Below are 13,434 nucleotides of genomic sequence, written 5' to 3' on the forward strand. Positions count from 1 at the left end.
GAAATGGCTGAAAATAAACAAGTTCAAAAAGAAGAAAGAAAATCTAAATTTGGTTTGCAAGAAAAGCATAAGGTAGCCGGCGTGGAATATACTTTTCAGTTTCCGGGGGTAAAGGCAACGATTGAGCTGTTAGATAGGTGTAAAAACCATTTTGGTATTGTTGTAGATTCTGCTTATTACGAAGAGATTATGGAACACGTCATTATTGAACCGAAAGTGGATTGGGATTATTGGGATACTCACGATGGATTACGTGAGGTGATGGCACTCGCCGACAACTTTCTTGGTAGACAATTGTAAGTTTGATCCACAGGAAGTTTATGATCGCAAGTTACAAGAAGATATTGATTACTGGTTGCCGGTAATCACAGGGATAGCCACACATGAGGAAGTAAGTCGCATGACGGCTGAACAACTCGGTGTGGCTATTAGTGCTGCAAAAATGAAGATAAAACTGTTTGGGGAAGGGGGTTGACGGATAGATGGCCAAATCACTTAGAAATACAACGATGAGAGTCAATATTGAAGTCAACTCCAAAGCCCTTGATGAAGCGAATCGCAGGATTAATGCTTCTATCCACGAAACGGACAAGCTTGAAAGAAGTGCTAATCAAAGCGGTAAAGCCATTGAACAAGCCGGTAGAAAGTATGCGAGTGCCAGTGGATCTATAAAAAAGAACGCTGATTCTTTACGGGAAAACGCTGATCGTGCCAGAAGCGCAAGTCGCGAACATAATAGTCTAGCTTCCAGCGCAAAAAAGTCAGGAGATAGCTTCAGAGAACAAAAAAGAGATATTGATAATTCCAGCCAATCTTTAAAACATTTTGCGTCTGCTGCTGACAAAGTGAAAGATACGCTGGCAACCATTGGATTTGGTTATGCTAGCGCGAAAATGTTTGAGTTGGGCAAAGCGGCGATTCAAACTGGCATGGAATTCGACAAGCAAATGAGCGCTATCAAGGCGATCAGTGGAGCGACAGGTGACCAGTTTGAAGCATTAAGAAAACAAGCAATAGATTTAGGGGCAACTAGTGCTAAATCAGCCTCTGAAGTAGCGGCAGGACAATTAGAGCTGGCTAAGGCCGGCTTTACTGTCAAACAAACTCTGGCAGCTATGCCTGGGGTTATCTCGGCAAGCACAGCGTCCGGTGAAGATATGGCACGTACTGCTGAAGTTATGACAGCTGCACTGAACGGCTTTGGATTAAAGGCTAGCGCAGCAAGCCATGTCGCTGATGTGTTGGCACAAGCGGCCAACGATTCGTCTGCGGACATTAACGATTTGGGCTATGCTTTTAAGTACGCCGCGGCTCCTGCTCATGCGTTAGGAATGAAACTTGAAGAAGTTTCGGCTGCTATTGAAATCATGAGTGATGCGGGGATAAAAGGTGAGACTGCCGGAACGACTTTACGTGGTGGCCTTATTCAATTGCTGAAACCATCTGAAGAAACATCTAAAATGATGCAAAGGCTCGGAATCGAGGTTGAAGATTCTAAAGGGCACTTTGTCGGCCTGGCCAATCTTATCCAAAACATTTCTAAATCACTCGAAGGTCAAACTCGGGCTCAAAAATTAGCAAACCTTTCTGCGATGGTAGGAACTGAAGCGGCATCGGGTTTCTTGACATTGATGGAAGCCGGACCGGAAAAAATAAGAAAATATACTAAATCGCTTGAAGAATCAGATGGCGCTTCCGCGAAAGCTGCCAATACCATGCAACATAACTTTGCTGGGGCGGTTGAGCAACTAGGTGGTACGATTGAGAGTATCGCTATTAACGTATCTGATGTATTAACACCTACGGTCGAAAAAGCGACAAACTTTCTTTCCGATATGGGAGATAAATTTAATGAATTAAGCCCATCGGCCAAACGATTTGTTGTTTGGGGCAGCGTGATTGTTACCAGTGTTCTCCCTGCCATTTATGTAATTAAAAAGATTACAGAAACGGTTTCATGGTTTAAAAACACATTACTTGGCTCCGGTCCTGCATTCGCTAAATATCGCGCGGAAATGGCTCTAACAGGCCGAGAAGCACTGGTAATGGCTTCGCAAGTTAAAGAGGCAAATTCAATCATTGCAGCTTCTCAGCCATCATCAACTAAGAGTTATTCAGAGCTGATGAAAGAGGCTCAGAATAAAAAAATTCGTGGATCTGTAACCACGGTTGCCGAAGAAACAGTAGCAAAAGGCGGAGCTTTTGCGGGCAAAGCTTCCAAGGCCGTTCCTATTATCGGTACAGCATTAGCGGGATTATCTTTAATCGGCATGACGAAAGAAACTGCCGGCCAAGATTTAGGTGGGTTCAGCGGATCAATAGCCGGTGGGGCAGCAGGAGCTGCGATCGGTTCTGCTATTGCTCCTGGCATCGGCACAGCTATCGGTGGAATGATAGGCGCATATGCCGGCTCTTCCTTTGGAGAAAAGTTTGGTTCCTACCTTCAAAAAGAATGGCCAAAGATGGCCAATAATTTTAATAATTACGCTAAAAGTCATCCACTATCACTTCCGGGTTTGATAGCAGGAGCTCAAAAAATTAAAAATGCTTTCAAAGATCCGTTAAATGCGACTATTAACTTTGGCAAATCAGTAAATAGCACGACAAGTAAAGCGATCAACAGCTATATTGAACTTGCTAGCAAATCAAAAGTTCAGCTGAGTCTTCTTGCATTGAATGGTGAGAAATATTCGAAGTCTGCAAGAGACTCCGTTAACAAAAACTTTCAATCAATGGTGAGTCTTGTAGAAAAGTCGTTCAGTAAGGCTCAAAAATCAACAGCTAAGAATCTATCTACTCTTGTTAAAAATGGCCTGTTGTCTGATAAAGACATGAAGGCTATAGAGAAAAAGCAACAAGATACACAAAAACGCCAATTAAAAGCCGTTCAAGACTCAGCTAGAAAGATGATTCAAATTAACAATAATGCTTATAGGCAACAACAAGAAATCACGAAAAAAGCTGAGGATAGAATTAACGCAATCAAGGAAAATGCGGCCAAAAAAGGGCGTACATTAACCAAAAGTGAGCAAGATAAAATCAAAAAAATAGAATCAGATGCTGCTAATGAACGAAGAAAAATTGCTCAAAAAGCAGCACAGGCGATTGCGAAGGAAGAAGAAAAACAGCGTAGGAACGTCGTTGCCTCTCTGAGCAAATCCGAAAAACAACAAGTGCTTATCTTGGGCCGATTGAAAGATGAAAGTGGAAAGATTTCTGCTAAACAGGCGGCCGACATCGTTAAAAATGCCGAAAAAGCTCGTAAAGGGGCAGTAAAAGAGGCAAACACGAAATATGCTCAAGTCAAGAAAGCAGCTGATGAAGAATATTACGTAAACGGTACAATCAGCAAAAAGCAGCATGACGAAATTGTATCTCAAGCGAAAAAGACTCGTGATGAAACGATTTCTCATGCTAACTACATGAAAGATCAGATTGTTAAAGCTGCTCAAAATCAAGCAAAAGGTCATCTGAAAGAAGTTGACTGGGAAACAGGTCAAACGCTGACCAAATGGGATCAGCATAAAGTCAGCTTGTCTCAGACATGGAATTCGATCACAGGTGCTATCAATAAAGTTCTTAAATTCTTACACTTACCAACGATACCTGAATGGCATCCTGCCGGCTCTACAGGACAAAATATGCCAACCCACGCTACAGGAACACCATATCATCCAGGTGGACCGGCTGTAGTAGGTGAAGAAGGCGTAGAATTGGCTTACGTCCCGTACAAAGGAGCAACACTTGTTGGTCAAAATGGCGCTGAGATTGTGGATCTACCACCAGGAACACGAATTCTTCCGCATGCACAAACAAAGCAAATGCTTAATGGCGGGCTTAAGGGCCAAATGCCAGGATATGCAAGTGGTACTTTAGGTGCTGTTCAAGATTTTGTATCTGGGGCCTGGGATAAAACCAAAGATGTTGCCAGTGCTGCATGGGACAAAGCTAAATCGATTGGCAGTGATATTAAAGACATTACATCTGCAGCAAGCGATTGGATCATGCATCCTGTTCAGAAGGTAAAAGAACTATTTGATAAATATTTACCTTTAAAAGGAGACATCGGATACGGCGAAGGATTAGGGACAAGTCTTTTAAAATACACCAGCACAGGGGTCCAAAAATACCTCAAAGATCAATTTTCAAGCTTTGCTGGAGATTGGAGCGGTGGAGCAGCTGCCCCAGCCCAGGTTAAACAATGGCTATTGACAGCGATGGCTATTACAGGGACGCCTGCAAGTTACTTAGGTGCTCTCCTCAAGATCGCCATGCATGAAAGTGGTGGTAATCCGAGGGCGATCAATCTATGGGATTCAAACGCAAAAGCTGGGCATCCGTCAAAAGGTCTCATGCAGACCATTGACAGTACTTTCAATGCATACAAGCTTCCGGGATTGGGTGACATTTGGAATCCTGTAGCGAATGCAGTTGCGGCCATCCGTTACATGAATGCGCGGTATGGTTCGATCGCCAATGTACCGGGAGTTAAGGCAAAAGGATACGTAGGATACAAAAACGGTGGTCGGAAGCTCAACGATAACCAAGTAATCGTTGGAGAAGATGGGCCGGAAATTGTTGATCTACCTTTTGGAAGTCAAATTCATAACAATAGAAAAACTCAAGAATTACTCAAACAAAAAGGAAACATCACGATCAATTTTGCTCCTGTCATCAATATTAAAATTGAGGGTAATAGTAACGATACAAACGAATCTAAAATTCAACGTGCTGTTAATGCGGCGTTAGAAAAAGCGTTTAAAGACTTTAGAGGTATCCTGGATACGGGGGTGGTGTATTAATGGGAAAATTAGCAGGTTATACAATCGCTAATATACAAGAAACCTTTACAAACGCCGTTAATGTCACCTCTTATCCGACCGAAAAAGGGCTGCCTATTACGGATTCCGTGCAAAGGCAGCCCAAAACTTTTACTATCACCGGTAAAATTCTCGGAAAGACCGATGTAGAAGCAATGAATATTTATAACGCTCTTGAGAAATTACAAAATGCCGGAACAGTCGTCACTTATGTTGGAAGAACTACTGCAAAAAATGTGGTCATCACTAGCATGCAGCCAACATTTGATTCAACAATCGGAAATGGCATGGGCATATCAATTGAGTTGCAAGAAATTCGTATAGCGAATAGTCCTTACATTGTGAACAAAACAACTACAACTACAGCCGGGAAAAAGCAGGTCGTTAGCCAAAAAAGTTCAACGCCGGTTTACCACATCACGAAAAAAGGCGATACCTATTGGGGGTTGTCAAAAAAATACGGAACATCAATTGCCCAGCTGAGGGCATGGAATAAGTATCCTGACACCAAAATCCCCATCGGGGTAAAGCTTCGGGTTAAATAAGTTAGGTGATCATATGGCCAAAAGAGATTACATCGATATTGATAAAGAAGAAGTGCCCGTTGTGTTTGATATCGACTTGGCAGAAGATACATTCACAATGGGCATTAATTATAATCAGACGAATGATTTTTTTACCGTAGATTTGTGGGACAGCGAGGGAAATGTCATTGTCCGTGGTGAAAAGATGGTGTTAAATCGTCCTCTTTTTGAGGATTTAGTCGATGAACGATTGCCGGCACCTACACTCGTGCCGATGGATGAGGCCGGCAGAGAAGACCGTATCACCTATGAAAATTTTGGTGTTACGGTTTTTCTTTATATTGATGACATTGGGGACGAGACAGATGAACCAGATCCAGATGATTATGCGAACTGAATGGGATGATTTTTATGGCTACTAGTCCTTTGCTGTATGGAAGAATTATCAAAGTAACTATCGATGCTCCGGGCGGGCATCTTACCTTTACAAATGACGATCTTGAGGTTCGATTTGAAGTGAACTTTGATGATGACGCAAAGCCAAATATCAGCACGGTGCAAGTATATAACTTAACGAACCAAACCATTAATAAGATTCAAAAGAACCAAAATATAACCGTAGTTGCAGGATATAAAAGCGATTACGGTGTTTTAACCGAAGGCAAAATCACTTCTGTTATTACGAAATATAGTGGAGTGGATAAAGTGACCACTATCACCTTTAAAGAGGGCACAGATTACAGCGGAATTAAGGTCACGCCGGATGTGGCGGACCCTGCTGAAAAATATTATGTGAAAAAGAAAGTCAATGGAAAAACAGTCAAAGTGGCCAAGTATCGAAAACAGACAATGCAAATCACCTTTAAAAATGGCGTGAGGGCTTCGCAAATTATCAAACGACTAACGAGTATTTTGGGTATTAAACTGGCCACATTTAGTTTACCGCGGGACAAGGTATATAAAAGTGGATATAAAGTAACTGGCTTAATCGAGAATAACTTGGAAACGGTCGTGAAAGACTGCGGTGCTAGTATGTACTGGCGCCGAGGAAAGATGGTCATTCGTTCGATAGAGGTCGGAAACGACGAAAGATTTACTCTTTCTGAAGAGACAGGACTTATCGAACCGCCAGAGCAATTTGAAGATGATGAACAAAATGGATATACAGTTAGGTGCCTTCTTCAACACAGAATTACTACTGCTTCTATCATAACGATTAAAAGTTCCACAGCTAACGGGACTTACCGTGTAAGAAGCGGCAAGCACTATTATGACGGAACGGACTTTCTCAGCGAATTTGAGGTGATCTCATGAGCGAAATGGCTAAGACTTTCGAGGCATATAAGAAAAATATTTTGCTTAACATCCACACATTAGCGCCGGCTAAGGTTCTAAGCTATGATTCTGGCACTCATAGAGCTAACTTACAACCCTTATTTTTAACATCAGACGAAAGTGGAGTGGTTTATAAGCAATCACCAATCAACGACGCCCCTGTTTTGAAGCATTGCCAAGATGATATTAGGGTTGGGTGTTTAGTCTTTTACATGTGTGCTCAAAGATCACTGGCAGATTTAAATGGTACAAATTTCATTGATCCGGATTCGGAGAAATTTTTTAGCGACAATGATGCGGTCGTTGTGGGGGTGTTTGATGGATGAAAGGACTAAAGCTAGTGAATGGAGATCTAGTTTTTGATGAAAACGGCGAGTTAGAAATGGTCAGCGATGATGAGGAATTTAAACAAAACCTAGAAATGATTTTAAAAATACAACTTGGAGAATTCCAGTTGGATGAAACAATCGGATTAGATCGTAGCAATATTTTAACCAAACAATTTGATGAAAAAGCTGCCCACTATGACATCGTTGAAGCTTTAATGCAAGAGGATCGAGTTCAAGAAGTCCGTGATGTTACATTTATCCCGGATAAAGAAAATCGTCTTATGACCGTAAATGTAACGGTCGTTAAGACCGACGGGACCACCGTAACCGTGGAAGGGGTGCCGATCAATGCTTGATGAAAATGGTTTTTCCAAGAAAACCTATAGCGACCTCCTTTCGGAAATGGAAGCAAAGGCGAAGGAATTGTTCGGAGAGGATGTAAATACCAAAGCTTATACACCACTTGGAATTATTCTTCGTATTTTTGCTTGGTTTCTATCAATTGTTTGGGATAATATCGAAAGAGTATATAACAGCCGTTTTATAAAGAAAGCAGAGGGCGTTCAATTAGACTATCACGGCGGAAACCGAAATTTGCCGCGTGAACCTGCTACAAATTCGTATACTACTCTTCAATTTACTGGCGTGCCTGGGTATCTAATTGAAACAGGAAGAGAGTTTTCAACTAAAAGTGGTATCTATTTCATGCTGATTGAAGATGTAACGTTGGATTCCAATGGTAATGGTAGTGGACAGGCTGTCAGTGTTGAAACTGGAAGCAGCAATAATGTTGCTGCTAATACAATCACCGAACAAGCTGAACCAGTTGAAGAAATTATCTCTGTCACAAATCCAGTTCCCGCAACCGGCGGAACAGATAAAGAAACAAATGATAGTTATAAAAAGCGTCTATTACAGGCGAATGAAGGGGGCGGTAAATCAACTGCAAATGCAGTTATTTCCGCCCTTTTAAACGTTCCTGGAGTTCAATCGGCAACAGCCGTATTTAACAAGACTATGGACGTAGATGCCGATGGTAACCCTCCCAAATCGGTCCATGCCTATGTATTAGGAGGAACGAAAGAAGATATTGCTACAGCACTGTTTGATAGTGTTAGTGGAACAAGCCAAACTGTTGGACAAGAAGAAGTTATTGTTAAAGATATCTCTGGTGACGATCATGTGGTTCGATTTGATTACGCTGAGGAAGTACCGATATATGTACGTTTGAGTATTAAAACGAATCCAAAATTTGAAACGGATGGAGTCACTCAATTAAAAGATTGCATTGTTGGTAAAATCGGAGGGACCGACAGTAAGGGTGTTATTCAAAATGGTTTGGGAATGGGGCAAACTGTTGTTATTTCCCAGCTTTATAATGCTGTCTACCAAGTTAACGGGCTTGATGATGTGACCATAGAGATAGGAACCGATTCTACAAATCTAGGAACTTCAAATATCACGATAGCAAAGCGACAAGTTGCCCGTGCTTCTTTCGATAACATCGAGGTGATCACAAGTGCTTAAAGATCTATTGAGTATGCTCGTGGATGCCATTACGAAAAATGGGGATTCCAATATCGGGAAACTCTTTACTATTGTTGATGAGCAGTTAACCGATATCGATAATACGTTGAACACAATGGAAGAATGGATTCAGATAGATAAAGCACAGGGAAAAGCCCTGGATGACATAGGAGAGGACTTAAACCAATATCGAGGTAAGGCAACGGATGAAATTTATCGTGTTATGATCCGAGGGAAAATGGCTCGGAGTGTGAGTGATGGAACCATTAATAGTATGATTGACGCTTTATCCAAGACGTTGAACTGTAAGCCAACTGATATTCAAATTGCTAGTTCCATTGAATTAGGAGAAGGAGAACCTAATTCAATTGTGGTGAAAAAAGCTCCGTTAGAAGCATTAAATAAGATTGGTTTAAGTGCAAATCAGTTTGTCCAGTTCGTTGAGCAAGTGGTTCCTGGTGATGCATCTGTTGCAAGAGTTAACTTAGAAGGAACTTTTTCTTTTGCTAGCGGAAGCACAGTGGAAAGCAGTGAGTTTGGATTTGCTGATATAGACGGGACAACCGGCGGCACTTTTGGGGGAGTCTTTACTTCATCAGATGACTATATATTACCAATTTAATAAAGAGAGGTGAAACATATGCCATTTGACCAAAACCAATTACCAACATGGAACAAAGAAGGAGTGGAGCCACCGCAATCGTTAAAAGATGAAGGTTGGCAACCAAGCCAGAAACCGCCTGCGGACTATTTCAATTGGTTCTTTAACAAAACCTTTAAAGCACTGCAATCACTATTTTCAAGCGCCCAGCACAAAGAAGAAAAAGGCCAACCCAACGGTTATGCCGCATTAAATGCAGACGGAAAAGTGGTAAATGCAGATGGAAGTCTTCCTGGCGGCGTTACGAGCGTCAACAACAAAACGGGAGCCGTTACCCTTTCGGCCTCTGATGTGGGGGCGGAAACACCGGCGGGAGTGCAGGCAAAAGCGGATCAGGCGGAAGCCAATGCAAAAGCTTACACCGATCAACAACTTGCTGCACATTCTGCACAATCAAATGATTTAGAAATAATGTACTGGATGGGGGCGATGTAATTGGCGGCAAATCCAAAACGATTGTATAAAGGAACATCTGATACGACTTCAACTACTGCTTATACCGTACCCGAAAATACAACAACAATTGTAAAAAATATTGTGCTTACTAACAAAACACCTAGTGCTGCGACAATCACGATTGCGGTTGCAGGAACAGAAGTGGTTTACGGATATTTCGTTGCGGCAAACGATACGGTTGTAATTGACTTGTCTCTTGTCATGAACGCAACAGAAACAATTACCGTGCAGTCAGATACAGCTAATGCTGTTAATATATATATTTCCGGCGTGGAGGTGGCGTAATGTCAATTTCCAGTTTACAGAAATCTACTGCTAGGAATGTGCACGAATATTTTGAGTCGAGTGTAGGAACGACAGAAGTCGTTTACGATATGGGAACGCGAAATTTGACCAAAATATCGTTTCTCTCAAATGACGATCTGTCCAATGATTTATTTGTGTCGTTTGATGATATCGCGGCGACCACGACCCCCGGAAATGGTGCCAACGGGGTGATACACCTTCTACCGGGTGAGACCATCAACGATTTAGGAAGAAAATGTTCCAAAATTCGCTTTATCCGGGCGGCAGGGAATGGAAACGTCCGAATGTTAGGGGTGTAGGCGATGGCACTTGAAAAACCGAAATTGAATGTAGGGAAAAAAGTAGCAAACGGTTCCGGTATAACCGCAACTAGTAGTCCTTATGTGACGACCGTTACTGGATTATCATTTCAGCCACGCCTTATTGTTGTAACAATCAATTCGGGAACTGTTTATAATAGAATCGTATATGCCGACCCTATTCTTAATACTGACCATGATATTAATGACTTAATAGGATCAATAGATACATCAGGGTCAGGCAGTCCTATAGCAAACACTCAATATTCTAAAATATGGCAGGTAACATCAAATTCATTCTCTTTTCAACAAGGTCTTTTAAATGGATGTAATTTTACATGGATAGCCTATGAATAGGAGGTGCAACGGTGGGATTACGAAAATTTACGGGGACGATCGGAAAGAAATGGGCGAGTGGAACGGCTACGCTATCATCTGATACAACGAATTTTAAATCTGGTGATGGAAGCACTGTCATTACAGGCTTGCGATCAATCACCGTGTCCGGTTTATCCTTTACCCCAAGTATCATCATTTTATTTAAAAATGAAAATTCTGTTGTTAGTTCTAGTATTTACGGAAACTTTTCCATTTATCTAAAAGACTTAGATTTATCAAACTATCCCGGTGCGGATATTTTAACAGGTTATTTACAACCGAATGGAAATATCGGAACCATACGATCATATGCCGCTAATTTTCCACCTGTTTCCGTAACCAACAATGGTTTTACATTACCCTTTGAACAGACCAACTATAATCAAATAAACACCGTGAAATGGATTGCCATAGAATAGGAGGAATGTGAAATGAGCCAAATCGGACGAAAAATATATTATGATAAAGCGACAGGAAATGTTCTATTGATTACAAGCGAAATGGTGGGGGACGTAAAGGAAACGTCGACGGAACAAGACTTTGCCACCTATACAGAATTAAAGGACCGCGTACCGGATACGGTGGGAGTCATTCAATTAGAATATGGAGAACTAGCTGAATCCTTTGCCAGAACGGCCAGTGTTCGAGTCGAAAATGGAGAATTGATTTTTACCTACCAAGACCCGACACAACCGACAGGGGAAACATCCCCAAGCCCTAGCTTAGAAAGCAGAATATCAGCTGTTGAAGATGCTATTAACTCTTTATTAGGTTTGTAAGGAGGTTATAACATGTCTTTACTATATAAATTCATTCTCAACCAATGGATTATGGGAAAAGACGAAACCTACGTTAACAATGCAGTTGCAAAGGGGTATATTACACAGGATGAGGCTAATACCATTTTAACTACACCCAAAGCAGTTCAATGAACAAATAAGGTTGTCACGAACACCACTGAAAAGTAGGTGTATTTTTTATGGTTTTAAACAGAGAAGGAGCCACTTTTTCAAAGTAGGCTCTTTTGTTTTTTATGAGAGGTGCTTAAAAATTGGAACAAAAAGAAAACGAAAGAATTTCCGTATTAGAGACCCAACTCTCAGCCCTTACAAAAAGTGTCGATAGAATCGAAACGAAATTGGATTTGCTAACTTCCACTTTTATTACAAGGAATGAAGCAAATTTACGGTTTGACAGCATGGAAAAAGAGATTACAGAACAAAAGCAAAACAAACGTGCAAATATTTCATTGACAGTGAGCGTCATATCTGTGGCGGTCACTTTTATTTTTGCACTAATTAACATTTTGAGGTGATAAATATGAAAATGGATAAAGCAACTTTAGCAAGAACAATTGTATTGATTGTAGCTTTATTGAACCAAGTGTTGACGTCTTTTAATCTCAACCCACTGCCTTTTTCGGATACTCAAGTATATGACGCAGTGACCGTTGTATTTACAGTCGTAACATCTTTGGTCGCTTGGTATAAGAATAATGAAATTAAGAAAAAAGGTGATACAAATGCGCAAAACTAAAGCTATCACAGCGCTAGTCCTATCATTGGGGCTGGCGTTTTCTTTTGGATTCAGTGCGTTTGCGGATCAACCCAAAGTTGACTTCATTGATGTTTCTCATTGGAATGCTCAAAATGGGTTACCCCTATCCTTCTATCAAACTTTGAAGGCTGACGGAATTAATGCAGTTGTCGTTAAGGTAAGTGATGGACAAACAGTTCTTGACCCTGCTGCAAGTGTAAATATTGCTAATGCAAAACAAGCAGGGATGGCAGTACATGCTTACCACTATGCTAGATTTAAAAGCAATGCCGATGCTGTGGTAGAAGCGAAATGGTTTGATAAAAAATTAAAATTAACTGGGTTTGATAAGAAGAAGGACGGTCAAGTTGTTGTTGATGTCGAGGACAATTCTTTAAAAAGTATTAGTCCATCTAAATTGACGGAGTACACTAATACATTCGTTAAAACAATGAAGGATTTAGGATACTCAAAAATCGATCTTTACACAGGATCAGCCTTTTATAATGAAAATCTTAAACCTAAGAGTCTATCCGTTTCAAAGCCTTGGTTAGCGAGATATTCTGCTTCAAATTTATTACCTAATTTCTCAAATGGTAAGGGAGCATGGCAATGGTCACAAACTTACAAATTCATTGGAATTAGTGGTTATTTTGATGTATCGCAAGATTTTGCAGGTAAATTTACAAACGTATCAACTGTTCCAAATGCTACCCAAGGAGTGAAAAAGATCGGTTCAGTATCGTTAGTAGATTATATGAAATCAAAAAATATGGATGCCTCCTTTAATGCTCGTAAAAAATTAGCAACGCAATACGGAATCACCAATTATACTGGCACTCAAGCGCAAAACTTAGCTTTGTTGTCCAAGCTAAAAAGCGGTGTGAAACCCGCAAAGACAAATCTAAGCAATAGCAAGCTGATTACAACTACGAGCGAAGTTGCAAAAGAAACGAAAAAATTCCGTCTGATTACGGGAACATTCAAGAATAAAACCGATCTCCATTCCGCAGCGGGTAAACTCAAAAAAGCCACAGGTTGGGCAGTGTATGAAAAGGAAAGCGATGGCTTGCGACTAATGACTGGTACATTTACAGGAAAAGCAGAAGCAGAACAGGCGGCGGCTAAAGTGAAGAAACAATTCAGGTGGATAGTCTACGTGAAAGAAGTGTAAAATGATGCCCTTCTCCTTATGGAGAGGGGTATTTTTTTGTTTAAAAAGGTAAATAGTGTTTTTGGCATAGGAAATAATGTATAATTTTG

At 40.9% G+C, this 13,434-nt stretch carries 18 protein-coding genes and 1 pseudogene; all 19 read left to right on the forward strand.

All coding sequences use genetic code 11. From position 1 onward, the window contains the following. Positions 1-3: 3 nt before the first annotated feature. The 19 genes and pseudogenes from NST81_RS01945 to NST81_RS02035 all read left to right on the forward strand — a co-directional run bounded on the left by NST81_RS01945 (position 4) and on the right by NST81_RS02035 (position 13,345). Positions 4-300, forward strand: a complete 297-nt coding sequence (locus tag NST81_RS01945) for a hypothetical protein (protein ID WP_341027991.1) — start codon at positions 4-6, stop codon at positions 298-300. A 182-nt stretch (positions 301-482) separates the two neighbouring features. Next, on the forward strand, positions 483-4,802 hold the full coding sequence (locus NST81_RS01950; protein WP_341027993.1) for a phage tail tape measure protein: 4,320 nt from the start codon (positions 483-485) through the stop codon (positions 4,800-4,802). Further along, positions 4,802-5,365 carry a LysM peptidoglycan-binding domain-containing protein gene (locus NST81_RS01955; RefSeq protein ID WP_341027995.1) on the forward strand — a complete coding sequence of 188 codons (564 nt, stop codon included), beginning with the start codon at positions 4,802-4,804 and terminating at the stop codon, positions 5,363-5,365. Before NST81_RS01950 ends, NST81_RS01955 begins: the two co-directional genes overlap by 1 nt. Positions 5,366-5,378: 13 nt before the next feature. Next, entirely contained in the window at positions 5,379-5,741 is a 363-nt protein-coding gene (locus NST81_RS01960; RefSeq protein ID WP_341027998.1) for a phage baseplate plug family protein, read from the forward strand. A gap of 14 nt (positions 5,742-5,755) precedes the next feature. Continuing rightward, entirely contained in the window at positions 5,756-6,658 is a 903-nt protein-coding gene (locus NST81_RS01965; RefSeq protein WP_341027999.1) for a phage protein, read from the forward strand. Beyond that, positions 6,655-7,005: a hypothetical protein gene (locus tag NST81_RS01970; RefSeq protein ID WP_341028001.1), complete on the forward strand. Its 351-nt coding sequence runs from the start codon at positions 6,655-6,657 to the stop codon at positions 7,003-7,005. Before NST81_RS01965 ends, NST81_RS01970 begins: the two co-directional genes overlap by 4 nt. Further along, positions 7,002-7,364, forward strand: coding sequence for a DUF2634 domain-containing protein (locus NST81_RS01975; protein ID WP_341028004.1), 363 nt, complete (start codon positions 7,002-7,004; stop codon positions 7,362-7,364). Before NST81_RS01970 ends, NST81_RS01975 begins: the two co-directional genes overlap by 4 nt. Further along, positions 7,357-8,535: a baseplate J/gp47 family protein gene (locus tag NST81_RS01980; RefSeq protein WP_341028007.1), complete on the forward strand. Its 1,179-nt coding sequence runs from the start codon at positions 7,357-7,359 to the stop codon at positions 8,533-8,535. Before NST81_RS01975 ends, NST81_RS01980 begins: the two co-directional genes overlap by 8 nt. Continuing rightward, positions 8,528-9,157, forward strand: a complete 630-nt coding sequence (locus tag NST81_RS01985) for a hypothetical protein (protein WP_341028009.1) — start codon at positions 8,528-8,530, stop codon at positions 9,155-9,157. Before NST81_RS01980 ends, NST81_RS01985 begins: the two co-directional genes overlap by 8 nt. 336 nt (positions 9,158-9,493) lie before the next feature. Further along, positions 9,494-9,562: pseudogene (locus NST81_RS17570) on the forward strand (hypothetical protein); the annotation flags it as partial. A gap of 69 nt (positions 9,563-9,631) precedes the next feature. Further along, a complete protein-coding gene (locus NST81_RS01995; protein ID WP_341028012.1) occupies positions 9,632-9,937 on the forward strand; it encodes a hypothetical protein in 306 nt (101 codons plus the stop codon). Continuing rightward, positions 9,937-10,257, forward strand: a complete 321-nt coding sequence (locus NST81_RS02000; protein WP_341028014.1) for a hypothetical protein — start codon at positions 9,937-9,939, stop codon at positions 10,255-10,257. Before NST81_RS01995 ends, NST81_RS02000 begins: the two co-directional genes overlap by 1 nt. 3 nt (positions 10,258-10,260) lie before the next feature. Further along, entirely contained in the window at positions 10,261-10,614 is a 354-nt protein-coding gene (locus tag NST81_RS02005; RefSeq protein ID WP_341028015.1) for a hypothetical protein, read from the forward strand. Positions 10,615-10,625: 11 nt separating this feature from the next. Further along, complete coding sequence (locus NST81_RS02010; RefSeq protein WP_341028016.1) at positions 10,626-11,054, forward strand: hypothetical protein; 429 nt, start codon at positions 10,626-10,628, stop codon at positions 11,052-11,054. 12 nt (positions 11,055-11,066) lie between these two features. After that, complete coding sequence (locus NST81_RS02015) at positions 11,067-11,414, forward strand: hypothetical protein (protein ID WP_341028019.1); 348 nt, start codon at positions 11,067-11,069, stop codon at positions 11,412-11,414. A 12-nt stretch (positions 11,415-11,426) separates the two neighbouring features. Then, positions 11,427-11,567, forward strand: coding sequence for a hypothetical protein (locus NST81_RS02020; RefSeq protein WP_341028020.1), 141 nt, complete (start codon positions 11,427-11,429; stop codon positions 11,565-11,567). A gap of 119 nt (positions 11,568-11,686) precedes the next feature. Then, a complete protein-coding gene (locus tag NST81_RS02025; protein ID WP_341028022.1) occupies positions 11,687-11,950 on the forward strand; it encodes a hypothetical protein in 264 nt (87 codons plus the stop codon). A gap of 5 nt (positions 11,951-11,955) precedes the next feature. Next, a complete protein-coding gene (locus NST81_RS02030; RefSeq protein WP_341028023.1) occupies positions 11,956-12,171 on the forward strand; it encodes a phage holin in 216 nt (71 codons plus the stop codon). Continuing rightward, positions 12,158-13,345: a GH25 family lysozyme gene (locus tag NST81_RS02035; protein WP_341028024.1), complete on the forward strand. Its 1,188-nt coding sequence runs from the start codon at positions 12,158-12,160 to the stop codon at positions 13,343-13,345. The genes NST81_RS02030 and NST81_RS02035 overlap by 14 nt, the downstream gene beginning before the upstream one ends. Positions 13,346-13,434: the final 89 nt, after the last annotated feature.

Source organism: Bacillus sp. FSL W8-0223 (genome assembly GCF_038006805.1).
Lineage (GTDB): Bacteria > Bacillota > Bacilli > Bacillales > DSM-4216 > Bacillus_O > Bacillus_O smithii.

What these genes read in the sequence shown, in the direction of transcription:
- NST81_RS01945 (WP_341027991.1), top strand. Translation starts at nt 4, where the DNA reads ATGGCTGAAAATAAACAAGTTCAAAAAGAAGAAAGAAAATCTAAATTT.
- NST81_RS01950 (WP_341027993.1), top strand. Translation starts at nt 483, where the DNA reads ATGGCCAAATCACTTAGAAATACAACGATGAGAGTCAATATTGAAGTC.
- NST81_RS01955 (WP_341027995.1), top strand. Translation starts at nt 4,802, where the DNA reads ATGGGAAAATTAGCAGGTTATACAATCGCTAATATACAAGAAACCTTT.
- NST81_RS01960 (WP_341027998.1), top strand. Translation starts at nt 5,379, where the DNA reads ATGGCCAAAAGAGATTACATCGATATTGATAAAGAAGAAGTGCCCGTT.
- NST81_RS01965 (WP_341027999.1), top strand. Translation starts at nt 5,756, where the DNA reads ATGGCTACTAGTCCTTTGCTGTATGGAAGAATTATCAAAGTAACTATC.
- NST81_RS01970 (WP_341028001.1), top strand. Translation starts at nt 6,655, where the DNA reads ATGAGCGAAATGGCTAAGACTTTCGAGGCATATAAGAAAAATATTTTG.
- NST81_RS01975 (WP_341028004.1), top strand. Translation starts at nt 7,002, where the DNA reads ATGAAAGGACTAAAGCTAGTGAATGGAGATCTAGTTTTTGATGAAAAC.
- NST81_RS01980 (WP_341028007.1), top strand. Translation starts at nt 7,357, where the DNA reads ATGCTTGATGAAAATGGTTTTTCCAAGAAAACCTATAGCGACCTCCTT.
- NST81_RS02000 (WP_341028014.1), top strand. Translation starts at nt 9,937, where the DNA reads ATGTCAATTTCCAGTTTACAGAAATCTACTGCTAGGAATGTGCACGAA.
- NST81_RS02005 (WP_341028015.1), top strand. Translation starts at nt 10,261, where the DNA reads ATGGCACTTGAAAAACCGAAATTGAATGTAGGGAAAAAAGTAGCAAAC.
- NST81_RS02015 (WP_341028019.1), top strand. Translation starts at nt 11,067, where the DNA reads ATGAGCCAAATCGGACGAAAAATATATTATGATAAAGCGACAGGAAAT.
- NST81_RS02020 (WP_341028020.1), top strand. Translation starts at nt 11,427, where the DNA reads ATGTCTTTACTATATAAATTCATTCTCAACCAATGGATTATGGGAAAA.
- NST81_RS02030 (WP_341028023.1), top strand. Translation starts at nt 11,956, where the DNA reads ATGAAAATGGATAAAGCAACTTTAGCAAGAACAATTGTATTGATTGTA.
- NST81_RS02035 (WP_341028024.1), top strand. Translation starts at nt 12,158, where the DNA reads ATGCGCAAAACTAAAGCTATCACAGCGCTAGTCCTATCATTGGGGCTG.